This window comes from Allobosea sp. P1_A7 (assembly GCF_056406775.1).
The window spans coordinates 1-25,031 of sequence record NZ_JBFTZN010000057.1 but is presented as its reverse complement, the minus strand read 5'-3'; the positions used below and the strand labels follow the sequence as shown (position 1 = coordinate 25,031).

The 25,031-nt window shown below is 64.2% G+C and carries 26 protein-coding genes; 15 read left to right on the top strand and 11 right to left on the bottom strand.

The genetic code is table 11. The features are described 5' to 3' along the window. Window positions 1–300 precede the first annotated feature (300 nt). Together AC1D34_RS12555 and AC1D34_RS12550 are read left to right on the top strand one after the other, a co-directional pair. Window positions 301–1,095: a hypothetical protein gene (locus AC1D34_RS12555; RefSeq protein WP_476824375.1), complete on the top strand. Its 795-nt coding sequence runs from the start codon at window positions 301–303 to the stop codon at window positions 1,093–1,095. 70 nt (window positions 1,096–1,165) lie between these two features. Then, window positions 1,166–2,152 (top strand): 2-dehydropantoate 2-reductase, encoded by a 987-nt coding sequence (locus AC1D34_RS12550; RefSeq protein ID WP_476824376.1) that lies wholly within the window; start codon window positions 1,166–1,168, stop codon window positions 2,150–2,152. Window positions 2,153–2,202: 50 nt separating this feature from the next. Here the strand turns inward: AC1D34_RS12550 and AC1D34_RS12545 are convergent, their stop codons facing one another. Further along, on the bottom strand, window positions 2,203–3,912 hold the full coding sequence (locus tag AC1D34_RS12545; RefSeq protein ID WP_476824374.1) for a putative bifunctional diguanylate cyclase/phosphodiesterase: 1,710 nt from the start codon (window positions 3,910–3,912) through the stop codon (window positions 2,203–2,205). Window positions 3,913–4,274: 362 nt separating this feature from the next. After that, the gene (locus tag AC1D34_RS12540; RefSeq protein ID WP_069879743.1) at window positions 4,275–4,562 is read right to left on the bottom strand and encodes an HlyU family transcriptional regulator; all 288 of its coding nucleotides are present in this window, start codon (window positions 4,560–4,562) and stop codon (window positions 4,275–4,277) included. Window positions 4,563–4,767: 205 nt separating this feature from the next. Between AC1D34_RS12540 and AC1D34_RS12535 the strand changes: the two genes are divergently transcribed. The 4 genes from AC1D34_RS12535 to AC1D34_RS12520 all read left to right on the top strand — a co-directional run bounded on the left by AC1D34_RS12535 (window position 4,768) and on the right by AC1D34_RS12520 (window position 6,626). Then, the gene (locus AC1D34_RS12535) at window positions 4,768–5,139 is read left to right on the top strand and encodes a hypothetical protein (protein ID WP_476824373.1); all 372 of its coding nucleotides are present in this window, start codon (window positions 4,768–4,770) and stop codon (window positions 5,137–5,139) included. After that, window positions 5,136–5,687, top strand: a complete 552-nt coding sequence (locus tag AC1D34_RS12530) for a TetR/AcrR family transcriptional regulator (RefSeq protein ID WP_476824372.1) — start codon at window positions 5,136–5,138, stop codon at window positions 5,685–5,687. Before AC1D34_RS12535 ends, AC1D34_RS12530 begins: the two co-directional genes overlap by 4 nt. A gap of 176 nt (window positions 5,688–5,863) precedes the next feature. Further along, a complete protein-coding gene (locus AC1D34_RS12525; RefSeq protein ID WP_476824371.1) occupies window positions 5,864–6,181 on the top strand; it encodes a hypothetical protein in 318 nt (105 codons plus the stop codon). Window positions 6,182–6,356: 175 nt separating this feature from the next. Next, complete coding sequence (locus AC1D34_RS12520; RefSeq protein WP_476824370.1) at window positions 6,357–6,626, top strand: DUF2798 domain-containing protein; 270 nt, start codon at window positions 6,357–6,359, stop codon at window positions 6,624–6,626. A gap of 59 nt (window positions 6,627–6,685) precedes the next feature. On the opposite strand, the gene rpoD is transcribed toward AC1D34_RS12520, so the two are convergent. From rpoD to AC1D34_RS12505, 3 genes are all read right to left on the bottom strand, one after another. After that, window positions 6,686–8,719 carry an RNA polymerase sigma factor RpoD gene (gene rpoD, locus AC1D34_RS12515; protein ID WP_476824369.1) on the bottom strand — a complete coding sequence of 678 codons (2,034 nt, stop codon included), beginning with the start codon at window positions 8,717–8,719 and terminating at the stop codon, window positions 6,686–6,688. Between the two features lie 199 nt (window positions 8,720–8,918). After that, window positions 8,919–10,823 (bottom strand): DNA primase, encoded by a 1,905-nt coding sequence (dnaG, locus tag AC1D34_RS12510; protein ID WP_476824368.1) that lies wholly within the window; start codon window positions 10,821–10,823, stop codon window positions 8,919–8,921. Window positions 10,824–10,930: 107 nt separating this feature from the next. After that, entirely contained in the window at window positions 10,931–11,401 is a 471-nt protein-coding gene (locus tag AC1D34_RS12505; protein WP_476824367.1) for a GatB/YqeY domain-containing protein, read from the bottom strand. A gap of 147 nt (window positions 11,402–11,548) precedes the next feature. On the opposite strand from AC1D34_RS12505, the gene carA reads away from it, so the two are divergent. The 5 genes from carA (at window position 11,549) to AC1D34_RS12480 (ending at window position 15,178) form a co-directional block, all read left to right on the top strand. Continuing rightward, window positions 11,549–12,757 (top strand): glutamine-hydrolyzing carbamoyl-phosphate synthase small subunit, encoded by a 1,209-nt coding sequence (gene carA / locus AC1D34_RS12500; protein WP_476824366.1) that lies wholly within the window; start codon window positions 11,549–11,551, stop codon window positions 12,755–12,757. Window positions 12,758–12,766: 9 nt separating this feature from the next. Next, window positions 12,767–13,093 carry an NIPSNAP family protein gene (locus AC1D34_RS12495; RefSeq protein ID WP_476824365.1) on the top strand — a complete coding sequence of 109 codons (327 nt, stop codon included), beginning with the start codon at window positions 12,767–12,769 and terminating at the stop codon, window positions 13,091–13,093. A gap of 175 nt (window positions 13,094–13,268) precedes the next feature. Continuing rightward, a complete protein-coding gene (locus AC1D34_RS12490; RefSeq protein ID WP_476824364.1) occupies window positions 13,269–14,111 on the top strand; it encodes a prephenate dehydrogenase/arogenate dehydrogenase family protein in 843 nt (280 codons plus the stop codon). Between the two features lie 105 nt (window positions 14,112–14,216). After that, entirely contained in the window at window positions 14,217–14,642 is a 426-nt protein-coding gene (locus AC1D34_RS12485; RefSeq protein WP_476824363.1) for a group III truncated hemoglobin, read from the top strand. Between the two features lie 218 nt (window positions 14,643–14,860). After that, window positions 14,861–15,178: a hypothetical protein gene (locus AC1D34_RS12480; RefSeq protein ID WP_441489398.1), complete on the top strand. Its 318-nt coding sequence runs from the start codon at window positions 14,861–14,863 to the stop codon at window positions 15,176–15,178. Between the two features lie 149 nt (window positions 15,179–15,327). On the opposite strand, the gene AC1D34_RS12475 is transcribed toward AC1D34_RS12480, so the two are convergent. Further along, window positions 15,328–16,260, bottom strand: coding sequence for a LysR family transcriptional regulator (locus tag AC1D34_RS12475; RefSeq protein ID WP_476824362.1), 933 nt, complete (start codon window positions 16,258–16,260; stop codon window positions 15,328–15,330). An 88-nt stretch (window positions 16,261–16,348) separates the two neighbouring features. Between AC1D34_RS12475 and AC1D34_RS12470 the strand changes: the two genes are divergently transcribed. Next, window positions 16,349–17,242, top strand: a complete 894-nt coding sequence (locus AC1D34_RS12470) for a DMT family transporter (RefSeq protein ID WP_476824361.1) — start codon at window positions 16,349–16,351, stop codon at window positions 17,240–17,242. A gap of 137 nt (window positions 17,243–17,379) precedes the next feature. Then, the gene (locus AC1D34_RS12465; protein ID WP_476824360.1) at window positions 17,380–17,877 is read left to right on the top strand and encodes an N-acetyltransferase family protein; all 498 of its coding nucleotides are present in this window, start codon (window positions 17,380–17,382) and stop codon (window positions 17,875–17,877) included. A gap of 145 nt (window positions 17,878–18,022) precedes the next feature. Here AC1D34_RS12465 and AC1D34_RS12460 read toward each other — a convergent pair whose 3' ends face one another. Next, on the bottom strand, window positions 18,023–19,279 hold the full coding sequence (locus AC1D34_RS12460) for a class I SAM-dependent methyltransferase (protein WP_476824359.1): 1,257 nt from the start codon (window positions 19,277–19,279) through the stop codon (window positions 18,023–18,025). Between the two features lie 196 nt (window positions 19,280–19,475). Between AC1D34_RS12460 and AC1D34_RS12455 the strand changes: the two genes are divergently transcribed. Then, window positions 19,476–20,168: a methyltransferase domain-containing protein gene (locus tag AC1D34_RS12455; RefSeq protein WP_476824358.1), complete on the top strand. Its 693-nt coding sequence runs from the start codon at window positions 19,476–19,478 to the stop codon at window positions 20,166–20,168. A gap of 108 nt (window positions 20,169–20,276) precedes the next feature. On the opposite strand, the gene AC1D34_RS12450 is transcribed toward AC1D34_RS12455, so the two are convergent. From AC1D34_RS12450 to AC1D34_RS12435, 4 genes are all read right to left on the bottom strand, one after another. Then, window positions 20,277–20,684 carry a GtrA family protein gene (locus AC1D34_RS12450; protein ID WP_441489404.1) on the bottom strand — a complete coding sequence of 136 codons (408 nt, stop codon included), beginning with the start codon at window positions 20,682–20,684 and terminating at the stop codon, window positions 20,277–20,279. Window positions 20,685–20,872: 188 nt separating this feature from the next. Then, window positions 20,873–22,174 (bottom strand): hypothetical protein, encoded by a 1,302-nt coding sequence (locus AC1D34_RS12445; protein ID WP_476824357.1) that lies wholly within the window; start codon window positions 22,172–22,174, stop codon window positions 20,873–20,875. Window positions 22,175–22,227: 53 nt separating this feature from the next. Then, window positions 22,228–23,442: a zinc metallochaperone GTPase ZigA gene (gene zigA / locus AC1D34_RS12440; RefSeq protein WP_476824356.1), complete on the bottom strand. Its 1,215-nt coding sequence runs from the start codon at window positions 23,440–23,442 to the stop codon at window positions 22,228–22,230. Window positions 23,443–23,532: 90 nt separating this feature from the next. Beyond that, window positions 23,533–23,889 (bottom strand): ArsR/SmtB family transcription factor, encoded by a 357-nt coding sequence (locus AC1D34_RS12435; RefSeq protein WP_476824355.1) that lies wholly within the window; start codon window positions 23,887–23,889, stop codon window positions 23,533–23,535. 122 nt (window positions 23,890–24,011) lie between these two features. Between AC1D34_RS12435 and AC1D34_RS12430 the strand changes: the two genes are divergently transcribed. Continuing rightward, on the top strand, window positions 24,012–25,031 hold a 1,020-nt coding region (locus AC1D34_RS12430; protein WP_476824354.1), incomplete at its 3' end, for an MFS transporter.

Below are 25,031 nucleotides of genomic sequence, written 5' to 3'. Positions count from 1 at the left end.
CAAGAGCACTGCCCCGGGGGGCAGAGGCTAGAGCGCCGCAACGCGAAGGGAAAGCGTCATCGGCCAGGCTGCCTCGGTATTCGTTGCGGGGACATCCCTTGCCAGGAGAGCCGACCAGCGCACCGGCAGTCGCCCCTCTTACCCAAAGGTCAGATGCCGAATAGCACCGGCGGCGCGCAATTCCGGTGCACGGAAACTATCGGGCAAGCGTGCAGGCTTGGCAGCGGTTGCCGCGGCGTCTCTAGGATAGCCACGCCCACTTTCCGATTCGCTGGCCTGGCCTACCCCGGAGAACTGACGATGAACCGGGGACTTTTGCTCGCCCTGATGGCAGCGAGCGCGCCGATCGCGATCGCCACTGCGAGCGCGCAGGATGCCGAGGAGCTCTCGAAACAGCTGCAGAACCCGGTCGCGAGCATGATCAGCGTACCGATCCAAAGCAATTTCCAGTTCCGTGGCGGGCCTGATCGGGATGGCTTTTCGTCGACCAGCAACTTCCAGCCGGTCATCCCTGTGTCGTCGAACCAGGACTGGAACCTGATCGTCAGGACAATCCTGCCCGTCATACACCGTGAAAGTTACGGCCCGGCCGATGGTGTGGGCCTCGGCGACACCACCCAGAGCTTCTTCTTCACGCCGAAGAACCCGAAGAACGGCTTCGTCTGGGGTATCGGGCCGGCCTTCATGTGGCCGACGGCAACAAGTGACCGCTTCGGCTCGGGCAAATGGGGAGCGGGGCCGACCGCCCTGATGCTGGTTCAGGACGGAGCAAGGACAGTCGGCGGGCTGGCCAATCATATCTGGTCCTATGCCGGCCCCGAAGGACGCAAGGATGTCAGTGCGACGTTCCTGCAGCCCTTCCTGTCTTACAGCCTCGGCCAGGGCCTCAGCCTCTCCCTCAATACGGAAGCAAGTTACGACTGGATCGCCCGGCAATGGACGGTTCCGATCAATGTCGGCGTCGGCCAGGTGTTCAAGGTCGGCAATCAGGCGATGAGCGCCGGACTAGGCTTCCAGTACTATGCGGTCAGACCGACCGAAGGGCCGCGCTGGGGCGTTCGTGCCACGCTGACCTTCCTCCTCCCGGAGAAATAGGAGCGAAACGCGCGGGCGTCCGGCTTGCTGCGGACGGAGGCGTTGGGCATCCTTTCCCGATGGCGGGGATCTGCATCTACGGCGCCGGTTCGGTCGGCTGTTATGTCGGCGGGCGACTGCTGGCGGCTGGCGCCGATGCATCGCCTCCGAGATTCGCCAGCATGGCCTTGCTCTGTCGCATTACCAGGGTGGACCCTGGCAGCTCCCGCCATCGACCATCRACTTCTCGACCGATGCCGGGGCTGCAAAGGCAGCTGGGCTGGTACTGGTGACCGTGAAGTCGGCTGCGACACGTGCTGCTGCTGCCGAACTCACAACGGTTCTCCGCCCCAAGACCATCGTCATCAGCTTCCAGAACGGCCTGGGCCATGCCGACCGTCTGCGTAGCGCCTTGCCAGCCCGAACTGTGCTGGAGGGCATGGTCCCGTTCAATGTGGTGGCGTCGGGGCCAGGCACCTTCCATCAGGCGTCGCAGGGCGCGCTTGCAGTCAAGGCGCATGCGGAGCTTGCTCCCTATCTTGCAGCCTTCACAGCCGCCGGGCTGCCGCTCAGCCAGTACCCGGACATCGTGCCGGTTCAATGGGCAAAACTGCTGTTCAATCTCAACAACTCGATCAACGCACTCGCCAACGTCCCGCTGAAGGAAGAACTGTCGCAACGCGCCTACCGGCGTTGCCTTGCTCTGGCACAAGCGGAGGCCCTCGCCCTGCTGGAACGCTCAGGCATTCGTCCGGCCCGGCTGACGCCATTGCCCGCCAGCTGGCTTCCGCGGCTGCTCGATGCGCCTGACTGGCTGTTTGCAAGGCTAGCGAGCAAGATGTTGACGATCGACCCGGTCGCGCGCTCCTCGATGGCGGATGATCTTGCAGCTGGCCGCCCGACCGAGATCGACTGGATCAATGGCGAGGTGCTGCGCTTGGCCGAGCAGCACGGAACACGCGCGCCAGTGAACGAGCGGCTGCATGCATTAGTGCAGGTGGCCGAGAGGAGCACCACGCGCCCGAACTGGTCCGGAGAATCCCTGCTCGCGGAACTGCTGCAGGCGGCAGGCGCGTAGGAGAAGGGGTCCTTCGGCAATAGCCGGTGGGAATGAACGTGCGTCGCCGCTCAGGCGCTACCGGTCACCGGAGCGTAGGCTGCGGCGTCCAGTGGCCGGCCGAGCAAATAGCCCTGCGTCGAGTCGCAACCCTCGCAGATCAGGAAGTCGAGCTGTTCGGGCGTCTCGACGCCCTCCGCGACCACCTCGATGCCCAGCGCCTGCCCAAGCTGGATGATGGCGCGGGTGATCGCAACGGCTTCGAGCGTGACGCCGAGCGTTGCGACGAAGCTGCGATCGATCTTCAACGTCGTCAGAGGAAAGCGGTGAAGATAGGACAGCGACGAATAGCCGGTGCCGAAATCATCGAGCGCGATCCGCACGCCAAGTGCGCGCAGGCGCGACAGGGTTGCCATGGCGCGATCGGCATCGGTGACCATCACCCCCTCGGTGATCTCGAGTTCCAGTCGCTCCGGATCGAGGCCGGTCTCCCTCAGCACCTCCTCCACGAGGCCGGGAAGCGCGTCAGCCGCGAATTCGAGCGGAGAGATGTTGACGGAGATCCGGAGAGGCTCTTTCCAGCGTACCGCTTCGCGGCAGGCCGCGCGAAGGACGTGAGCCCCGAGCGCGGCGATAAGCCCGCCCTCTTCCGCTGCTGGGATGAACAACGAGGGTGAGACGACACCACGTGAAGGATGGCGCCAGCGTGCCAATGCCTCGAACCCGACGACGCTGCCATCCGCCCGGAACTGCGGCTGATAATGCAACAGGATCGCCCCGGTCTCGATGGCCTGGCGCAGATGCGCGCGCAGGTCGAGACGTTCGCGCTCGCGCTCCTGCTCGGCAAAGTCAAACATCCGGATACGGCTGCGCCCTTCGGTCTTGGCGAGACGCAAGGCCGCATTGGCGGCGTCGAGCAATCCGCTTTCGCTGTCGCCGTCCTCGGGGAAGCGGGCACAGCCTATGCTGACGCTCACCGCGTGACGGGCCGTTCCGTTGATGAAATCCGCCTCCAGGGCAAAGCGCACTTGCTCGGCCTGCAAGAGACCATGCTCCCCACCAGGGGAGTGTCGCGAGACCAGGACGAATTCGTCGCTGCCCATTCGCGCCGCGAAGCTGCCCTCGATCGATCCCAGGCGCCTGGCGAGTTCGATCAGGAGGCCGTCTCCAGTCGCCTGGCCATACTCCTCGTTGAAACACTTGAAGCGGTCGGGATCGATCCGCATCACAAGGAAGCTCTCGCCTTCATGCTTCGCGCGTTCCATGCGCTCGGCCAGATAGGAGCGAAGGGCGAAACGGTTCGGGAGCCCCGTCAGGGCATCGTTGCGGGATAGATGGGCGATCTTCTTCTCGGCATGCTTTCGCTCGCTGATGTCGACCAGCAGATTGARGCCCCCGACGAGCCTGCCGCTGGCATCGAAGAGCGGGGTCGGAAATGGCATGAATGGGATGCAGCTCCCATCCGGCCGCTCGGCCTGCGCCTCGACGCCCCGGATGGGCCGGCCCTCGCGCAGCGCAATCGCCATCGGGCACTGGTCATGCGGCAGATACTCACCGTCCTTGGTCAGCAAGCGGTGCGAGATGCACCAGAAATCCCCGCCAAGGCGCGGCTCACGGCCGGCGAACTCGGCGGCAGCGCGATTGAAGTAGGTCAGGCGCCCATCGGCATCCGTGACATAGACGGCAGCAGGAAGCTGATCGAGGACGCTCGCCAGCCAGGCGTTATCCGCAGCGCGAGAGCCCAGCAGCGGCATTGCAGCAACGAAGGGCGCAAGATCCACGCCGCTCCCGGCGAAAGTCGCAAGCGCGGATATCACGGCGCCCGCTGCGTTTGCGAGGCGTGATCAAGAGCTTCTGGGTCAGCCGCAGCTCGATGCATCGAGAATTCCGTGTCGCCTCGTTCTGTGGTCACTGAGCGATGACAGCACGGAGATGCCAATAAAAGATTAAGCCCCCGATCAAATGGGATGGAGAAATGCGACGCGCAGAACTAACAAGAACAAAAAACCCAGATTTACAGGTCTAACACAATGAAAAATATCGTATAATGTCAAATCTATACGAAATTACCGGAGAATAAATTCAGATCAAAAGCAAAAACGTCGCAAAGTAAGGCGCAATAATCATTGGAATAGCGAAAATTCTATTTGAAAATGGCTTCACCCTGCTCATCGATGAGCTGCTGCCCCTTCAACAAGGTGAAGTCGGCGGCCTCCGCCACACCAGGGAAACGATCCGCCCGCACGAAGCGATGCGTCTTCAGGTCACCACCGACATCCTTCTCGATGACGCCGCAAAGCTGATACTGCCCGCCCTCCTGGTAAGGCGTGGCGTGAATCGTGAAGCCTCTGTGCTCCAAGGTCTTGAGCGGTCCAGGGGCCGGTTTCTCGGCCTTCTCACCAAGGCCGAACAGGGATTTCAGGAATGACATGGGGCCTCCATCGCGATCTCGATCTCTATAGGGCAGAAACAGCCCGAGAGGGAGCCAGCCTCGTGCATCTTCACATATATTGAGCGACGCGGGCGCTCCTCAGCGATTGTACAACTCGCCATCGCGCCCGTCCCCTTGCCTCCTTGCCACACATGGCGTTTAGTACCATACTGTATGGTATTAAACGAACATCGAGAGCACTCGGATGAATGGTTGGTTCCTGGGCGCTGCAGCGATCGCAGTCTTGACGTGCGTGATCCATGTCTGGCTCGGTGGGCGCGAAGTTGCCCGGCCGCTCCTTGCCTCCGGCGGGTTGGGCAAGGTGCCCAAATTCACCAACTATTATTGCTGGCACCTGGTCACGATCGTGCTGGCGGGGCTCGCGCTCGCCTTCGGCCTCGTTGCCTGGCACGCAGGCAGCCGCGACCTTGGGGCGTTTGCGACAGCGTGCGCTGGACTCTTCGCCCTCTGGAGCCTGGCCATGATCCGGCGCTTCCGGCTGAGACCCACTCATTTCCCGCAATGGGCCCTGTTCATACCCATGGCCATCTGCGGCGCACTGGGTTTGTGGTGGTGAAGGCGGCCGCCCGCCGTTTCTCGCAGAAGGATTGGCTCGACCTCGGCCTCGAGGCGCTTGCGGAAGCCGGCCCCGCCGGCGCGACCATCGAAGCGCTCTGCCGACGCGGCGGCAAGACGAAGGGATCATTCTACGCGCATTTCGCGACGAGCGAGGCCTATCTCACCGCACTCGCGGAGCATTGGCGCGAGGCTTACACCCGCCGGCTCGTCGAAGCCGCCGATACCGGCGAACAGCCCGACGCGAGGCTCTCCCTCCTCGACCAGATGGCGCTGCGCCTCGACAGCCGCGTCGAGCAAGGCATGCGCCGGCTTGCCGCCAACGACACCGCCGTGATGCGCGTTTGCACCGAGGTGGACCGTGAACGCATCGCCTATCTCGCCCGTCTGCACCGGGCCTCCGGACGCTTCGATGACCAGAATGCGCTCGCTCTCGCTCGTCTCGAATACGCAGCCTTCATCGGCTTCCAGCAGATCGACACAGGCGCCGGCAGCGCGGGCGCAGCCGAGAGTTATCGGCTGCTCCTCAAGCTGACCGGCAGAACCTGACCACCGCTTGGTGAAGGGCTGGACCTTGATCTCACCGTTCAGTGATCCCCCCATCGACTTTCGGCGTTTCTTGAAAGCAGGCAACCCGGATCCCACGTTTTAAGGGTTCAGGGCGACCGTCGTGCCCCTTGACGCCAGGTTCTTCTCTCGCGGCGTCTCTGAATAGGGAGATGGCCATGAGACGGATCAGGACGCTGTCGCCCCTGCTGCTCGCACTCGCTACACTGAGTTACGCGGGTACTGCGCAAGCACAGGCGCCGCCAGGGCCGCCTTGCGCAGCGCGAAGCGAAGTCGTCGGGCATTTGCGCGACATTTACGGCGAACACCTCGTCGGAAACGGTCTCGCCGAGGGCGGCTATATACTTGAGCTCTTTACGGGCCCGGCCGGCAGCTGGACCGTTTTTGCGACCACGCCCGAAGGCATGAGCTGCCTGATTTCGGCAGGCAACTCATGGGAGCCGCTACCAAGGCCCGACATCTTCGCCGGCCGCTGAATCGGAAGGGGAATGCGGTGCTTGGCAGGAGGCCAGGCAGCGGTTAGAAGGCCGCATCGCTCCAGGGAGTGGTCGTAAGCGTCTCACGTCAAGCAACGCATCCACCTCGGCGTTGCCGATGGATGCCGAAGGCGCCTCCCCAAGCGACACCGCCTGTCCTGCGAGCTTGTTCTCCATGTCTTCGACTGACGTCTCACGCCCGCGCCGCAAGCTGCCGGCGCGATATGCCGGCATCGTCATGCCCTTCATCCTGTCGATCGTAATGACCTTCATCGTCTCAGGCATCTCGACATTGAAGGCGCTCGGTCCTTCCATGACCGCGCTTCAGACTTGGCCCGCCTCCTGGGGCCTGTCCTGGCTGGTCGCATTCCCGACTCTGCTTGTCGTGCTGCCCCTCGTGCGACGGCTCGTGGCACTTGTCGTCGCCACGCCCAGCCAGGGCTGAAGCCCCCTCAAAAGGAAAGGGCGGCTCGCGCCGCCCTTCGCTGATCCCGAGTGCTGAGTTCAGTTGTCGAGGAAGCTGCGCAGCTTCCGCGACCGGCTTGGGTGCTTGAGCTTGCGCAGCGCCTTGGCTTCGATCTGACGGATACGCTCGCGCGTCACCGAGAACTGCTGGCCGACCTCTTCGAGAGTGTGGTCGGTGTTCATGCCGATACCGAAGCGCATGCGCAGCACACGCTCCTCGCGCGGCGTGAGCGAAGCGAGCACCCGCGTTGTCGTCTCGCGCAGGTTTGACTGGATCGCCGCGTCGATCGGCAGGATCGCGTTCTTGTCTTCGATGAAGTCGCCGAGATGCGAATCTTCCTCGTCGCCGATCGGCGTTTCCAGCGAGATCGGCTCCTTGGCGATCTTCAGCACCTTGCGCACCTTTTCGAGCGGCATGGCGAGCTTCTCGGCCAGTTCCTCAGGCGTCGGCTCGCGGCCGATCTCGTGCAGCATCTGGCGCGAGGTCCGGACGATCTTGTTGATCGTCTCGATCATGTGCACCGGGATGCGGATGGTGCGGGCTTGATCGGCGATCGAGCGCGTGATCGCCTGCCGGATCCACCAGGTCGCGTAGGTCGAGAACTTGTAGCCGCGACGATACTCGAATTTGTCGACGGCCTTCATCAGGCCGATATTCCCCTCCTGGATCAGGTCGAGGAATTGCAGGCCGCGGTTCGTGTACTTCTTGGCGATCGAGATCACGAGACGCAGATTGGCCTCGATCATCTCCTTCTTCGCCTGCCGGGCTTCGCGCTCGCCCTTCTGGACCATCAGCACGATCTTGCGGAATTCCTGGATCTCCAGGCCGGTCTCGGAGGCAAGCGTGTGGATGTCCTCGCGCAGCTCCTTGATCCGGTCCTTCTCGGACCCGACGAATTCGCGCCAGCCGCGCGAACCAAGCTTGGAGACGCGCAGGACCCATTTGGGGTCGAGCTCGCCGCCGACATGCTGCTTGAGGAAATCGTCGCGCGCGACGCCATAAGTCTCGGCCAGGCGGAGCAGGCGCGTCTCATGCGAGATCAGGCGCTTGTTGATGTCGTAGAGCTGCTCGACAAGCGCTTCGATGCGGTTGTTGTTGAGCGAGAGCGACTTCACCGCAGTGATGATGTCGTCCTTGAGCTTCTTGTACTTGCGATCCTGCGACGGCGAGAGCTTGGTGTTCTCCAGCCGGTTGGCGATATCCTGGTCCTGCAGGCGCCGCAGCTTCTTGTAGTTGTCGGCGATCGAATCGAAGGTCTCGAGCACGCGCGGCTTCAGCTCGGCTTCCATTGCCGAAAGTGAAACGTTGTTCTCGATGTCGTCGTCATCCATCTCGGGCGGCGGTTCGCCACCCTCGCCACCGAAGGCTGGCGGGCTGCCTGCCGGCTGGCCTTCGCCTTCTTCACCCTCTTCACCCGGCAGCTGCACCGGATTCTTGCCGTCGGGACCGGCATAAGTGGCTTCGAGATCGATGATGTCGCGCAGCAGAACCTTGCCGTCGACCAGTTCGTCCCGCCAGATGATGATGGCCTGGAAGGTCAGCGGGCTTTCGCAGAGCCCGGCGATCATCGCCTCGCGGCCGGCCTCGATGCGCTTGGCGATCGCGATTTCGCCTTCGCGCGACAGGAGCTCGACCGAGCCCATCTCGCGCAGATACATGCGGACCGGATCGTCCGTGCGCTCGGTCGGCTCGAGATTGCGCTTGACCTCGACCGGCAGCGCCGAACGGGAGGTCTCGACGAGATCGCCCTCGCCTTCCTCGTCGTCGCCGCCGCCGTCCTTGCCGCGCTGGGCGCGCTCCTCGCCGGCGGCCTCGGGATCTTCGTTGTCGACGACGTTGATGCCCTGCTCGCTGAGCTGGCCAAGCACGTCCTCGATCTGCTCCGAGGAGAATTCCTCGGAAGGCAGGACTTCGTTCAGTTCGTCATAGGTGACATAGCCGCGCTTCTTGGCGAGCTTGATCATCCGGCGTACGGCCTGATCCGTCAGATCCAGCAGCGGCCCATCAGTGGTCGGGGGGGCTTCCGGTGCGACCTGATCGGTCTTTTCCCGTTCGCTCGCTTTAGTCGCCATCAATCAGCGCTCCGCACTCTCGCGTGGCAGGAGGCGCGAAGTGCCCCATGTCGACGCATAAAAGGGCGGCGCGGCCGCTGGTCCGGCGCGCTCACCCCACCCAAATCATCTCGACCAGATGGACCCGATCCTCCTTAGGAATCGTGAACCATCCATGCCCCGTGCGACAGTGACGACGACAGCGAAAGCTATGTTCCGATCAATCACCTGCCATGGCCTCGGTGCCCTCGAGGTTCTCGAGCCGGGCCTTGACGTCTTTGATCCAGGCGAAATTTGCTTCAGTCGCTTCGTCAGCCAGTGCGCGCTCGGCTGCCTTCAACTCGCTATGTAACGTTCGCGCGCGATGATGCAAGACGATTGCCTGACGAATCGATTCAAAAACTGATTCCGGATCAGCCGCTTGGGCGAGTTTCAGCCGCTCGGCCGGACCTGTGACGGCCATCAGCGCAGCCCTTGCTTCCTGGACCCTCGGCTGGTCGAGCCGATTCGCCAGGGCATCCTGATCCAGCCCGTCGCCGAAGGCGGCATCGAGCAGCACCTGCCTGAAACGCTCGGCCGCCATGCCGTCGAGCGAAAGCTCCGACAATTCATCGGCGCAACGCAGGATCAATCCGGAATGGCTCGCCAACGCCAGCAGGATAAAGGCCTCGCGCTTATCCTCGCCGCGCCCTTGCGACACGATGCGCGAGCGCGAAAGCTGCGAGCTTGCCCTCAGCGGCACGGCCTGGCGGTTCGCACCGCCGCCACCACCGCCCTGCCCGCGATTGCCGGCGCCGCCCCGCCCCCGTTGCTGCCCGCCTCCACCGAAATTCCTTTCGGCGCGGGCAGGAGCAGCACTGGTGAAGAGCTGAGACAGCCGCTCTTCCATCTCGATGCGATAATGGCGCCGCGTCACCTCGTCGCGGATATGTCCGAGCGCCTCCTTCAGCCGACGTTCGAAGGCCGCCCGGCGCTCGGGCGTATCGAGCGACCCGGCTTCGACCTCGCGGTTCCAGAGCATGTCGACCAGCGGCCGCGCCGCCTTGAGCACCTCGGCAATCGCGACCTTGCCGCCGGAGCGTGCCAGGTCATCCGGGTCCTGCCCGTCCGGCAACAGGGCGAAGGCGAGCGACTTCCCGGGCTCGAGCAGCGGCAAGCCGATATCGATCGCTCGGCTCGCGGCCTTGCGCCCGGCCTTGTCGCCGTCCAGGCAGATCACAGGCTCGTCGGCCATGCGCCAGAGCAGGCCGATCTGGTCCTCGGTCAGCGCCGTGCCARGCGGGGCAACGACCTGTGGGAAGCCCGCCATCGTCATGGCGATGACGTCGACATAGCCTTCGACCACGATGACCTGCCCGACATCATGAGCGGCCTTGCGGGCATTGTGGTGGTTGAACAGCAGGCGGCCCTTGTGGAAGAGCGGCGTCTCCGGCGAATTCAGATATTTGGCGGAAACCTCGGCACTCATCGCACGGCCGCCGAAGGCGATGACCCGCCCGCGTGCATCGTGGATCGGGAACATGATCCGGTCGCGGAAGCGATCATAGGGCACGGCGATCTCATCGCCATGGATCAGCAGCCCGGCCTCCATCATCAGGGCGGCATCGACCCCCTTGCCTGCCAGATGGTCGCGCAACGCGAAGCGGTCTGGCGGCGCGTAGCCGATGCGAAACTGTCTCCTCGGCTCTCCGTCGAGGCCGCGGCCCGACAGATAGCGCCGCGCCGCGCCGCCACGCTCGGCTGCCAACTCGGCTTCGAAGAAGCACGCAGCAAGCTCCACGACCTCGTGGAGCCCCTTGCGTCTCTCCTCCTGGACCTGCGCCTCATGCGTCACGGTCGGCAGGATCACGCCGGCCTGAGAGGCCAGCTTCTCGACCGCTTCAGGGAAGGAGAGCCCTTCGRTCTCCATCACGAACTTGAAGATGTCGCCGTTCTTGCCGGAGGAGAAATCGAAGAAGGAGCCCTTCTGGTCATTGACGAAGAAGGACGGTGTCTTCTCGGCATTGAAGGGCGAAAGCCCCTTCCATTCCCGCCCGGCCTTGGCGAGGCGCACGCGTTTGCCCACGACCGCCGAAACCGGCAGCCGCGCCTTGATCTCCTCAAGGACGGATGGGGGGAACTTCATGGCTTCCTATGTGGGGCCTGGCGCACAGGAAGCCAATCGCCGATCCGCAAGCGGACCGGCTTATCGGCTCTATCCACAGCACCGGCGCCCCCGGCACTCGCTTGCGATCAACCGCCGAGCGCAGCCTTCACCAGACCGCTCGCCTTGGCGAAGTCCATCTGGCCCGCGTAATTCGCGCGCAGGATCGCAATGACCTTGCCCATGTCCTTGACCGAGGCCGCGCCGCTCTCGGTCACTGCAGCCGCAATCGCCGCCTTCACCTCGTCCTCATCCATCTGCTTCGGCAGATAGGCGGAGATGACGTCGACCTCGGCACGTTCGCCGGCAGCAAGCTCCGGACGGCCATTGGCGTCGTAGATCGCGATCGATTCCTGGCGCTGCTTGATCATCTTCTGCAGCAGAGCGAGGATTTCGTCGGCAGAGGCCTCGCCCTTGCCGGCGCCGCGCGCCTCGATGTCCTTGTCCTTCAAGGCGGCCTGGATCAGGCGGATCGCGCCGACCTTGCTCTTCTCGCCGGCCTTCATCGCTTCTTTCAGCTCGCTGGTGAAGCGCTCGCGCAGGCTCGTCATGTTCGTCATTCCCTTTTCTTGTATCAGGCCGGCGCAGGCCTCGATTGACGACGTGGACCGGCGTCTTTAAGGCTCGCGTTCCAGATCGGCGGAGCGCGAAGCCGCTGCCCCGCCCCACACATTGCCGCCTCGTCGCGGCCTGGACGAGACATAGACATGACCGCTCCCGAAGGAAACCCCGCCACCGGCGGCTGGACAGAACCGCGCGCGACCGCTCTCCTCGTGCTGGCCGACGGCACCGTGCTGGAAGGCTTCGGCCTCGGCGCCGTCGCTGAAGCGCCGGGCGAGGTCTGCTTCAACACGGCGATGACCGGTTATCAGGAAATCCTGACCGACCCGTCCTATGCAGGGCAGATCATCACCTTCACCTTCCCCCATATCGGCAATGTCGGCGTCAACGACGAGGACACCGAGACGGTGAACGCCGCGGCGTCCTCAGGCGTGCGCGGCATCGTGATCCATGCCGACATCACCGAACCCTCGAACTGGCGCGCCACGCGGCATCTCGACGCCTGGCTGAAGGCTCGCAACATCGTCGGCATCGCCGGCGTCGATACACGCGCCCTGACCGCCTTGATCCGCGACAACGGCATGCCGAACGCGATCCTCGCCCATAATCCCGACGGCATCTTCGATCTTCCCCGTCTCAAGCAGCAGGCCGCCGCCCTGCCCGACATGGCCGGGCTCGATCTCGTGCCGCTGGTCACCGCCGCCCAGCGTTACGACTGGAGCGAGACGCCGTGGCAATGGCCCGCCGGATACGGCAAGCGCGAGAGCGCGGTACACAGGGTCGTCGCAATCGATTATGGCGTGAAGCGCAACATCCTGCGCCTGCTCGCAAAGGCCGGCTGCGAGGTGACCGTGGTGCCTTCGACAACCAGCGCCGCCGACATTCTGGCGCTGAGCCCCGACGGCGTTTTCCTCTCGAACGGCCCGGGCGACCCGGCCGCGACCGGCGAGTATGCCGTGCCGGTCATTCGCGAACTTCTCGACCGGAGGATTCCGACTTTCGGCATCTGCCTCGGCCACCAGATGCTCGCGCTCGCCATTGGCGGGCAAACCATGAAGATGAAGCAGGGGCACCACGGCGCCAACCATCCTGTGCAGGACAAGACCACCGGCAAGGTCGAGATCGTCTCGATGAACCACGGCTTTGCCGTCGACCCCACGACGCTTCCGGCCAATGCGAAGGAGACGCATGTCTCGCTCTTCGACGGCTCGAACTGCGGCATCGCCCTCGACGATCGGCCGGCCTTCAGCGTCCAGCACCATCCAGAAGCCTCCCCCGGGCCGCAGGACAGCCATTATCTCTTCGCCCGCTTCGTGGAGTTGATGGAAACCGAAAAGGCCAAGGCCGCAGCCTGAGGCGACGCGATGATCCACCAACTGCGCATCTACGAGATCTTCGAACGCAACAAGGCGGCTTTCCATGCGCGCTTCCGCGACCACGCGGCGCGCATCATGGCCCGCCACGGCTTCGAGATCGTAGGGATGTGGGAAACCAGAAGCGCAACGCGAGCGGAATTCGCCTATATCCTTGCCTGGCCCGACGCCGAGACCAAGGCAGCGCGCTGGGCGAGCTTCATGGCCGATCMCGAATGGACCGAGATCAAACGCGTCAGCGCGATCGAGCATGGCGACCTCGTCGGCGCCATCGAGGATCGCCTGATGGCGCTGACCGACTATTCGCCCAGGCTCTGAGTTGACAGGCCGACCGGCTCGCGGTTTAAGCGCGCCATGACCATGTCCTGCCTCCTCGCGCGGAACTATTACGCCCCGTCCTCATAAGGCGGTGGCATTCCCATGTTCAACCGCCGCGCTGGCGGTTGAATTCAGGCAGTCACCCGGCATCGCGGCCTCCTTTAGGAAAAACGCGATGCACTCCTCCCGCAAAACCGTCTCGTCTATCGGCATCATGGGCTTTGGCGCCTTCGGCCGACTCATGGCTCGTCATCTCCAGCCACATTTTCCGCTCTTCGTCTGCGATGCCGAGCGGCCGCCCGATGCCGACAGAGCGGGCAAGGGTCTCGTTCCATCGGATGTGAAGGCAGTCGGCGCCTGCGATGTCGTGATCCTCGCTGTGCCAGTCGATCGGATCCCGACCGCGATTGCGGCCCTGCGGCCGCATCTGCGGGCGGGTACGCTGGTGCTGGATGTCGGTTCGGTCAAGATTGGCCCGGCGCGCGCCATGCAGGCCGACCTGCCGGAAGACGTCGACATTCTCGGCACTCACCCGCTGTTTGGTCCGCAAAGCGCACGTCACGGCATCAAGGGCCTGAAGATTGCGCTGTGCCCGGTCCGCGGGCGCAGCGGTCCGCGCGTCGCCGCCTTCCTGCGCAAGGTGCTCGGATTGAAGGTGATCATGACCACGCCCGACGCACATGACCGCGAAACAGCCATGGTTCAGGGCCTGACGCATCTGATTGCCAAGATCCTGGTGCGGATGGAGCCGCTGCCGCACCGCATGACGACGGCCAGCTTCGATCTCCTGATGCAGGCGACCGATATGGTCCGGCACGATGCGCCGAACGTCTTCATGGCGATCGAGCGCGCCAATCCACACGCCAGGGCGGTCCGCGACAGGTTCTTTACCCTTGCCGAGGAGATGCGGCAGTTGCTGGAAGATGATCACCTCGCCCGGCCCACACTGACCCTGTCTCGGAGATCCGCAGCCGAGGCCAGTGCCCAGGCATGGCCGGTGATTGGACATGGTAAGTGACGAGGCATGGCAAGTGAGCTTGAACAATCGACCAACCCGCATAGATCTCGCCGCAAGCCGCCAGCACACCCTGGCGCGGAGCGGCGGCTGGACCGCAGGAAGACAATGACCGACAATCCCCTTGCCGATCCGGCCATCGCCCATCCCGACCTCGACGAGGCGACAATCGGCCTGCTCGTCCGCACATTCTACAGTCGGGCGCGGCTGGACGACGTGATCGGACCGGTCTTCGAGGCCGCCGTCGATGATTGGGATGACCATATCGGCAAGATCAGCGACTTCTGGAGCAGCGTGATGCTGCGCACCGGTCGTTATGGCGGCCGGCCGATGCGACCGCACCTGATCCTGCCGCTGGAAGGCAGGCATTTCGACCGCTGGCTCGAACTTTTCGAGGCGACAGCGCAGGAACTCTGTCCGCCTGCCATTGCCCGAGCCTTCATCATACGGGCACGCCGGATCGCCGATAGCTTCGAAATGGCGCGGGCGTCGCAGCGCGGCGAAGTCGGAATACCACGCCATAGCGCGAGGTGATCACCCAGGGCGGAGAGGCTTGCTGCGAGCCGATCCGCCTATGCGCTCTCAGTTGATGCCGCGGTTTTCCCTTACGATATCGCGGCGGAAATGCGCCCGGTTCAAATAGCAACTTGCTCTTTTTGCATTGCTCCTATCTCAATATCCTACTATCCAACACAACTCACGGCTGAAAAGCTCCCAACTGCTGTCGTGAGAGAACGATCCGGAGCATTGCGATGGAACGTAGAGGAAGCGAACGCACGCGATCCTGGGCACATCAAGTGCTGATCGCTGTTGAGGGCGACGATTTCCTATCCAGGCTCCATGCCATGGATGCGTGGCTCAGCCAGTGGGAAATTCCCTATCGTGCCGTCTCGGTGCCGCGCGACAACGGGGCGATCCGGATCTGCTTTTCAGATGAGAGGTTCGCCCGCGCATTTCATGTCAATCTGGGCGGCCTGCGCGTCCCTTCCGACCCATTGGCCACGGAACTGGCTGCGGATCCCGCCAAGGATGACTTCTACCAATTGGTCGATCGCAAGATCGCCAACTGAACCGAGTTCGGATTCGATCCCGCATCAAGGGTAAGATCTGCCGAAGCAGGCATGGGTCGAGACTGGATCTCGACCCTTCCGCGGAATGGCCCATCGTGGGGATGCCCGCGACCGCCTTCGCAGCATGCAGATGTGTCACGCACGGCGCGCTAAGCTGCCTTTGCTTCCGTTTTCAGGAACGCAGCCAGCCGTGCCGCAGGCAAGCTCGCTTCTTGCGCGATCCGCGTCGCCAGCGCAGCGGCTGCGGGGCGCGGCTGCCCGATCGGACGGTCGAGCCAGTAGGAAACCGGGTTGAGCGCWGTGCGTGGATCAACGGCCGCCACCCGCCCTGCCTCGATCTGCGCCTGCGCCAGCGGTGGACGGGCGAGCGCCACGCCGAGCCCGCAGGCAGCGGCATCGAGCACGAGATTGTAATCCTCGAAACGCCGATCCTGCTGGCGGGGCCGGTAATCCAGCCCCTGCGCAGCGAACCAGGCCCGCCAGCCGGATGCATCGGAATCATGGATCAGCGGCTGGTCGAGCAGCCGCACGGCCTTGCCGGCACCGGTGCTCCGCGCCAGCTCCGGCGAAGCGATCGGAAAACACCATTCCTCGAAGAGCTGGACCGAGACCCGTCCCGGCGCGCCGCCGCGCCCACAGCGAATGGCGAGGTCGATGCCCTCACTTTCGAGATCGACCCGGCGATGGTCGACCTGAAGCACGATGCGCAGATCGGGATCGCCGCTCTCGAGCCATTTCATGCGGGGCATCAGCCACAGGCTGCACACCGAAGGAATCGCGCTGAAGCGCACGACCGCGGCACCGCGCGGCTCGGTCCAGCGATCCGATGTGTCCGCGATCAGCGCGAAGGCCTCCTGGGTGCGCTGCATCAATCGCTGGCCCTCTGGCGTCAGCGCGACGCCGCGCGCCTGCCGGGCGAAGAGCCGGGTGCCGAGCCAATGCTCGAGCTTGGCCACCTGCCGACTGATCGCGCCATGGGTCAGGTTGAGCGTCTCGGCCGCCGCCGAGAAGCTTCCCGAGCGGGCCGCCGCCTCGAAGGCACGCAGAGTGTCGAGCGGAGGCAATCCGGAGCTGTGATCCATGCTCACAGATCATGCTCGAATTACTCGTTTGTCAATCAGCTCGCCCGGGTATCTATCACGTGTCGACCCCTGACCACCGAGGCTCGACATGAACTCGCTCAACCCAGCCGTCTCCACGCCGCGCAGCCTCGATCCGGCCACCATCGCCGTCGTCGCCTTTACCGTGATCGCCTGGGCTTCCGCCTTTCCCGCGATCCGGGCCGGGCTGACGGCGCTAGGGCCGATCGAGCTCGGCGCCGCTCGTTTCGCGATCGCGGCCGTCCCGAGCGCGATCTTTCTCGCGATCATGCGCCCTGCCCTGCCCGGCTGGTCCGATGGCTGGCGCTTCCTTCTTGGTGGGTTGGTTCATGTCGCGCTCTACACGACCCTGCTGAATTTCGGCGAGAAGACCGTCTCGGCCGGTGCCGCGAGCTTCATCATCAACGTCAATCCGATCATCACCGCTGGATTGGCGATGCTGATCCTCGGCGAACGCTTCGGGCCGCTCGCCTGGCTCGGCACCGCGGTCTCCTTCGCCGGCATTGGCCTGATCGCATTAGGCGAAGGCCAGGGCATCGAGCTCAGCACCGGCGTCCTCTTCATCCTTGGCGCTGCACTCTGCCAATCGGTCACCGCCATCGTCCAGAAGCCGCTTTTCGCCCGGCACAAGGCGCTGACTGTCTCGGCCTGGAACATGGTCGTGGGTGCACTGGCCCTCTCCCCGTTCCTGCCCCATGCCGTCAGCCAGTCGGCCTCTGCGTCGAGCGAAGCTCTCTTTGCCGTCGTCTATCTCGGGATTGTGCCAAGCCTGCTCGCCTATGCGACCTGGACGATGATGCTCGCGCGGTTGCCTGCGGGCCGCGCCTCGAACTTCATGTATTGCGTGCCACCGGTCGCAACCTTGATGGGCTTCCTCTGGCTCGGCGAGGCTCCGACCGCACTCGGCATCCTCGGTGGGGTCATGGCGCTGGGCGGTGTCGTGATCGTCAATCTGAAGCGCTGAGGGCCACCGGCTTTTCCCCACGGGCTCCCGCTGCGATACTGCTCCTCGCCCGACCTGCGAGGATGCGTATGACCAGTGATCAGCCCAGTGCCATTCAATCATCTCCGTCTGCCGCTGGCGTTCGCGTACGACCATTGGTGGGAGAAGACTGGGTCGCATTCCGCGCGCTGCGCTTGGTTGCGCTTTCCGACACGCCGGAAGCCTTCGGCGCGAGCCACGCCGAAGAGGCCGCCCAACCTGACAGCTTCTTCCGCTCGCGCCTCTCGGCCGAGGAACCCAACAGGGTCTTCGGGGCCTTCTCCGACAGCGGTGACCTGATCGGGATCGCTGGCTTCCGTGCAACGACCTCCGCCAAGTCGCGCCACAAGGGCGTGCTCTGGGGCGTCTATGTCGTGGCCGGCTGGCGCGGGGACGGCGTCGGCCGCGCCCTCGTCGATGCCGTCATCGGACACGCCGCCCGCCACGTCCTGGTGCTGCAAGCTTGTGTCGTGACGACGAACCGTGCCGCGCACTCGCTCTACGCCCGGCTTGGCTTTGCCCCCTATGGCATCGAGTCCAAGGCGTTGTACGTCAACGGCCAGTTCTATGATGAAGCGCTTCTGGCGCTGGATTTCACGCAAGCCACCGACGCTTGAGGCGCTAGCCCAACGAGCGCCGGCCGAGGCACGATGCGAACTCACCGCGGCCAGCCCGTTGGGAAGAGCCGGGATCCATGCCTGAGCGCCGGCGGAGATGTTCCACCCCGTATCCGAGGCCCTACGGGACGGCATATCGCCCGCCTCAGAAGCCCTGCGCCTCCAAAGCCTTCTCGTTCTCGGTGATGTAGTCGCGGATCACCGGCACGGCGCTCTTGTGCGGCCCTAGCAGGAGCTGGAAAACCATGTCCCCTCCAATATCGAACGAGATCTCGCAGGCCGAGAGGTAGAATTCCCACATCCGCGCGAAACGCTCGCCCATCATGCCGACGACCTCCTCGCGCTTGGCGAGGAACCGCTCGCGCCAGGCAGCCAGTGTCCAGTGGTAATGCCGACGCCAGAACTCGCAGTCCGACGACCACAGCCCCGTCTGCTCGACCGCGGCGAACACCTCCGACATCGCCGGGGCGTACCCGCCCGGGAAGATGTACTTGTCGAAGAACGGTCCGGTGAAGCCCGGAGGGCCGACCCGGCCGATGCAGTGCACCAACGCAATCCCGTCCGGCGTCAGCAGATCGCGGATTTTCTCGAAATATTCGAGGTAATGCGCAACGCCGACATGCTCCATCATGCCGACCGAGACGACGCGGTCGAAGCTGCCGGTCAGTTCGCGATAGTCCTTGTTGATGAAAGTGACGCTACCGCCGACCCCGGCCGCTTCGGCCCGCTTCTGCGCCGCCGCCATCTGGTCGGGCGAGACATTCAGCCCGGTCACCTTGGCGCCGCAGGCCTTGGCGAGATAGATCGCGAGCTCGCCCCAGCCCGAACCGATATCGAGCACGGTCATGCCAGGTTCGATCTTCAGCTTGGCCGCGATATGGCGGAGTTTTGCCTTCTGCGCGGCTTCGAGTCCGACCTCCGGACTATGCCAATAGGCACAGGAATAGGTCATCGTCTCGTCGAGCCAGAGCCGGTAGAAATCGGTTGGGATATCGTAGTGGTGCTTGACCTTCTTGCCGGCCACGCCGAGCGGGTTGTGCATCCGGAAGCGCCGGATGCGAAAGCGGATGTTGCGGATCGCCTTTTGCAGCGGATGCTTGCGCATCTCCTTGCGCTGCAGCCAGAACAGGCTGAGCAGATCGTGGATCGTCGAGCCGTCCTCGAAATTCACCCGCCCGTCCATATAGCCTTCGGCCAAAGCCAGTTCGGGATTCAGGAAGATCTCGCGCTCGATCTTGTCGTCCGAGAAGCGCACGGTGACAGCCGGCGCCGTCTTGTTCTGACCGGCGAACAGGATCGCCCCTGGGCCCGGCCCGAAGACATGGCGCTTGTTGTCCGGGGTGATCACCGTCAGGCGCCCTTGCCTGACGAAGCGTTTCAGAAGTCGCGGCAACAGCAGCATGCAAGCCTCCCAGCCTTGCACGACCTTAAGCCGAGCGGTCGGCGCAGGGAAATGCCAAGCCGGCAGAAGGACGCGGAACTGGCGAGGTGTTGCGCGAACTCCATATCGGCGGTTGCCGATACCCGCGGCGACAGCGTAGTCCTGAGGCCGAAACGGGCGCGCGTGTGTCCGTCACTGAGCGGATGACGGCGAGACGATGTCCTGGCGCGATTTCTGGAACAGCGAGCACGCGATCTATGTCTCGCCCCGTCACAAGCTGCTGCACTACCGCCAGATCGCCACCGACCTGATTCGCCATATCCCCGCGCCCGAGGCGGTCGTACTGGATCACGGTTGTGGCGAAGCCCTCGCCGCCGATCGCGTCGCCGCAGCCTGCGCCAGGCTCTATCTCTGCGAGGCGGCCCCGAGCGTGCGTGAAAAGCTGCGCGCGACCTTTGGCGAGATCCCGGCGATCACCGTCAGCTCGCCGGAGGAGGTCGAGGCACTGGACGACGGCGCGCTCGATCTCGTCGTCGCCAACTCGCTGATCCAGTATCTCGGCCGCGAGGAGCTGGCGCAGTTGCTCCTGCTCTGGCGGCGCAAGCTGAAGCCCGGCGGACATCTCGTCATCGCCGACGTCATTCCACCCGATGTCAGCGCGCTGACCGACGCCACGCAACTGCTCTCCTTCGCCTGGCGCGGCGGCTTCCTGCTTGCCGCGCTCGGCGGCCTCGTACGCACCGCGTTCTCCGACTACCGGAAGCTGCGCGCCGAGTACGGGCTCTCGACCTATAGCGATACCGCCATCGTCACTTTGATCCGAGAGGGCGGGTTCGACGAGATCGAGCGCCAGCCGAACTTCGGCCACAACCCGCACCGCATGACCTTCCGCGCCCGCAATCCGGGCTAAGCCGCCACTAGATCATCGGTCCGGAAATCGTATCCGGACAGATGATCTAACCCTTTGTGTTTGCATCGGCCTTCCCGAAAACCGCAATCCACATTTCGGGCCGATGCTTTAGACGCCTTCGCGATCCGCGAAGGAGAAGAATTTATGGCCGAGGAAGGAGAACACCATCACGAGCAGCGTCGTGACGATCTGCATCGGCAGATAGGGCAGACCGGCCCGCGTCACGAAGAGATGCATCAGGATGCCGGTCAGCACGAAGCCGCCCGCTGCGATCAGCGCAAAGCGCCAGGTCGCTTGGGCGTGGCTATGCGTAGCGTCAAAGGTCAGCCAGCGATTCAGCGTATAGGACACGACCGCGCCGAGCGTGAAACCGGCAAGCGTAGCCGGCACCGGGGCGACTCCGCCAAGCTCGACCAGTCCGATCAGCAGCGCATAATGCGCCACCGCCGTCACGCCACCGGAGAAAACATAGGCCACGATCTGGCGCGACTGACGGGGAAGACGAGAGAGAGGCATCCCCGCCCTCTACAGCATTTTCCTGCTGGCCAGTACCGGCTCGCGTGGAAGCCCGCGCAAGCCCCGCATGGCACACTCAATCAAGGCAGCCCAGGCAAGGCGCGAGGCGGCGCAGGTCCGGAAGTCATCAGATCGCGGTGTGCCGTGATGGCTTCCGGAATTCCGACCGGAACGCTCCGCGCAGCCCTTCAGCCGGCATCGCCACCGCCGGCGAGATTGGCGGGCATCCCGCCGACCGGCATGTCGAGCCCCTGCTTCAGCGTATCCAAATGAAACTCCCGGATACGACCGCTCGTGGGATCGCTGACGAAGGCGCTGTTCCCGACGATGCCCAGGCTCGGCGTCGGCGATTTCGCGCCGTACTGGCAATCGAAGGCGGGTACCGCGTCGAAGCTGGCGAGTTCTCGCCAGGCCGGCGCGATTTCATAGACGCGGAGCTTGCCGTCCGGTGTGAGGTTCGCCAGACGGTCGCCACCGGCGTCGAGATCGAACTGGCAGGCTGGCTGACCGCCTGGCACCGGCAGGACATCCGCGACCGAGAGCAAGGTTGCGGCAGGGTCGATCCGCAGAAGCGCATTGTATGGCCCCTTCAGCCCGTAATTGGCGACGGCATAGCGCGCGCCCGTGCGCGCCTTGATGGCACTGACGCGCCGCTCGTCGGGATAGGCGATCTTGCGCGCAGTCCAGCGCCCGGACGTATCCCGGGCGAGGACGAGAACGCCGCCATCCACTCCGTCATTGCAGCCGAAGACGTGGCGCCCCTTGCTCTCGGCATAACCGTGAAAAAGCTTGCAGGAGGCGTCAGTGCGTGCAGGATCGTTGAAGCTTGCGACCCGCTTCCAGCCCTTGCCGCGCTCGAGGATTTCAAAGCCGTCCGGCCGAGACGAGGCGCTGCGGTCCTCGCCCTTGGCGTAGATCGCATTCAGCACCGACATCAGCCACTGCTGGCGCCCGAGCGGAATGGCAATGCCGTGCTGCGGCGCCGGGCTTGGCCATATCTTGCTGACGGGAGACTTGCCATCCAGGCTCTTGAGATCGACCAGCACCGCCTTCGGCTCGCTCTTGCGCTCCCAGGGCCTGTCTCCGTCGAAGAACAGCGCAATCTGCCCATGCCTGGAAACGACATGGGCCGGGCGGTCGCCCTTCACGGCGAAGTCGAGCAGCCTGACCGGCCCCTTGTCGACATCGACGTGATCGCCATGAGATTCATAGCGCAGTCCGCTATCGAGGAAGCGGATGGTGCCAACCTCGTCGCCTGTCTTGATGACGATGAAACGGCCGCCCTCGGCGCTGGCGAAGGACGGGTTGGGTTTCGGCACATCGAAGCTATGCGTCACCTCGCCGGAGTCGAGGTCGAGCACGCGCACGACCGGCTTCTCGTGATCTGCAAAGACGAGCCGGCCACGCAAGGTGGCGTGATCATGGGCAGAGGCTGCAGCTGCGGCGAGAACAAGGGTAAGCGCAGCTCCCGCTGCGAACTGAAAACGCATCGTTGTCTCCTGTGAACGAGGGGCAAAGGTCCGCGGTATGCGGACCGGATCTCTCAGGCCGCAGCGGCCCGGCGCCAGACCGGAAATGGGTCAGGCAGGTCGCGGTAGCGTTCCGGTTTGAAGCTGATGGTCGGCGTCTCGCCGAGCAGGCAGGCGTCGAGCGCGCTGATGATGGCCTGCTGGTCCATGCCCGAGCCAATGAAGACCAGCTCCTGCCGCCGGTCGCCCCAGACCGAATGCCAGTGTCGGTTCAGGATTGCGTTCCATTCGGGATGGTCGGGCCAGCGGCTGCGCGGCACGGACGCCCACCAGAACCCCATCGCCTCGGTTCGGCAGACGCTGCCAGCAAGGCTCATCTCGCCGACCCATTCCGGCCGGGTCGCCAGCCAGAAATGGCCCTTGGCACGGATCAGGCCGTCCCAGTCGCGCGCCAGGAAGGCGTTGAACCGCTCCGGATGGAATGGCCGCCGGGCGCGGTAGACGAAGGAGGAGATGCCATACTCCTCGGTTTCCGGAACATGATCCCGGTGGCCATAGAGCTCCTTGTACCAGAGCGGATGCTGTTCCGCCTTCTCATGGTCGAACAGGCCCGTATCGAGGATCGCTGCGAGCGGAGCACGCCCGAAATCGGTTTCGACCAGCTTTGCATCGGGATTGAGCGCCCGGATGATCTTGCGCACCAGATCGCGCTCTTCCGGCGCGACATCCGAGACCTTGTTCAGGACGACGACATCGGCGAACTCGATCTGCTCGACCAGGAGATCGACCAGGGTGCGCTCGTCGTCCTCGCCCGCCGTCTCGCCGCGCTCCCGCAGGAAGTCGCGCGAGCCATAATCCTTCATCAGGTTGATGGCATCGACGACGGTCACCATCGTATCGAGCCGCGCGAGATCGGAGAGGCTGGCGCCATCCTCGTCGCGAAAGGCGAAGGTCGCGGCGATCGGCAAGGGCTCGGCAATGCCGGTGCCTTCGATCAGCAGGTAGTCGAAGCGCCCTTCCCCGGCGAGGCGACGCACTTCGGCGAGCAGGTCATCACGCAAGGTGCAGCAGATGCAGCCATTGCTCATCTCGACCAGCTTCTCGTCGGTGCGCGAGAGCTTGCCCCCGCCCTCCCGCACCAGATCGGCGTCGATATTCACCTCGCTCATGTCATTGACGATGACCGCAACCTTGCGGCCTTCCCGATTGTTGAGGACGTGATTGAGGAGCGTGGTCTTGCCGGCCCCGAGAAAGCCGGAGAGCACGGTGACGGGAAGGCGGGAATCCATTCGGCATCCATTATGTTATGTTACAACATAACATAATCAGCGATGCGAAGCATGGCAAGCCGGTTTCGACCGGATCGGCTGATGTCCCCGCTACGGAGCGAGCAGCCTATCTTCAGAAAACCGGGGAAGCGACGGATCGCGCCGCGCCGTCGCAATGATGCTGTCGAGCAGTCCGGGGAAGCGGCCGTCGAGTTCTCCGCGCCGCAGGCTGATGAAGCGGGACGTTCCCTCCGCCCGCGCCCGGGTGATGCCCGCCTCGCGCAGCTTGGCGAAATGATAGGCCAGCAGCGAGGGGGAGGCGAAATCCGTAAAACTTCCGCAGCGCGCCTCGAATTCCTCGGAATCGGCCAGCGCCAGGACGATGGCGAGCCGCGTCGGATCGGCGAGCGCGCCAAAAACCGTCGCCGCGTCAATGCCGTCCATATCGGGATGAAAGATCGGCTTCATCCTCCGGACATAGGAGATTGCGGCACTCCTGACAATATTCAACGTTCATTGAAATTAAGATTGACGACAGATCGAACAGGATCTTAAATTCAACGATCATTGAAATTTTGAAGGAATGTCCAATGGACACGCGTCTCGTCTGGCTTGCCGGCGGCGCCTTCGTCATCGGCACGGGAAGCCTGATGATCACTGGCATCTTGCCGAATCTGGCGGCCGCCTTCGACACCTCGATCGATACGGCCGGCTTGCTGATCTCGATCTTCGCCGTCGCCTATGCGTTAGGCTCGCCGGTCCTTTCCACCCTGCTGGGCGACGTCGACCGCCGGATGGTCCTCGCCGGCTCGCTCAGCGTCTTCGCCCTTGGCAATCTGCTTGCCGCTTTTGCGACGAGCTTCGCCTGGCTAATGGTCGCGCGCATCGCCATGGCGCTCGCGGCCGGCGTCTTCATGCCGTCGGCCAACGCGGTCGCGGTCGCGCTGGTCTCACCGGAGCGGCGCGGCCGGGCTATCGCGCTGGTCACCGGGGGCATGACGGTTTCGCTGATTCTCGGCGTCCCGCTCGGCACCGCCATCACCTCCTATGGCGGCTGGCATCTCGCCTTCCTCCTGGTCGCGTTCATTGGCGCCCTTGGCGTCGCCGGTCTGCTCCTGAACCTGCCTGACGACCTGCCGCGCGGCACCAATTCGCTCAGCGAGCGCCTGCAGGTCGCTCGCCGCGCCGATGTGCTTCTGGCGCTCGGCACCACCGCGCTTTGGACCACCGGCGCCTTCACGCTCTACACCTATGTCGCGCCCTTCCTCGCGACCCATGCCGGCATCAGCGGCCCCTGGCTCAGCGCCGCCCTGATCGTCTCCGGCATCGGTTCGGCCATCGGCAACCAGGCTGGTGGAATGGCGAGCGACCGCTTCGGCCCGGAGCGCACCCTCACCCTCGTCCTCACGGTGCTCGCGTTGGCGCTCGCCTCCGCCTCGCTCATGGCGATCACGCTGCCCCCCGCGGCGGCCGTCTTCGTCGCTCCGGCGATCCTCTTCGTCTGGAGCATGGCCGGCTGGGCCGGCCACCCCTCGCAGATGTCGCGGCTCGCCGCGATGGCGCCCGACGCGACCGTCGTCGCGCTCTCGCTCAATGCATCGGCGCTCTAT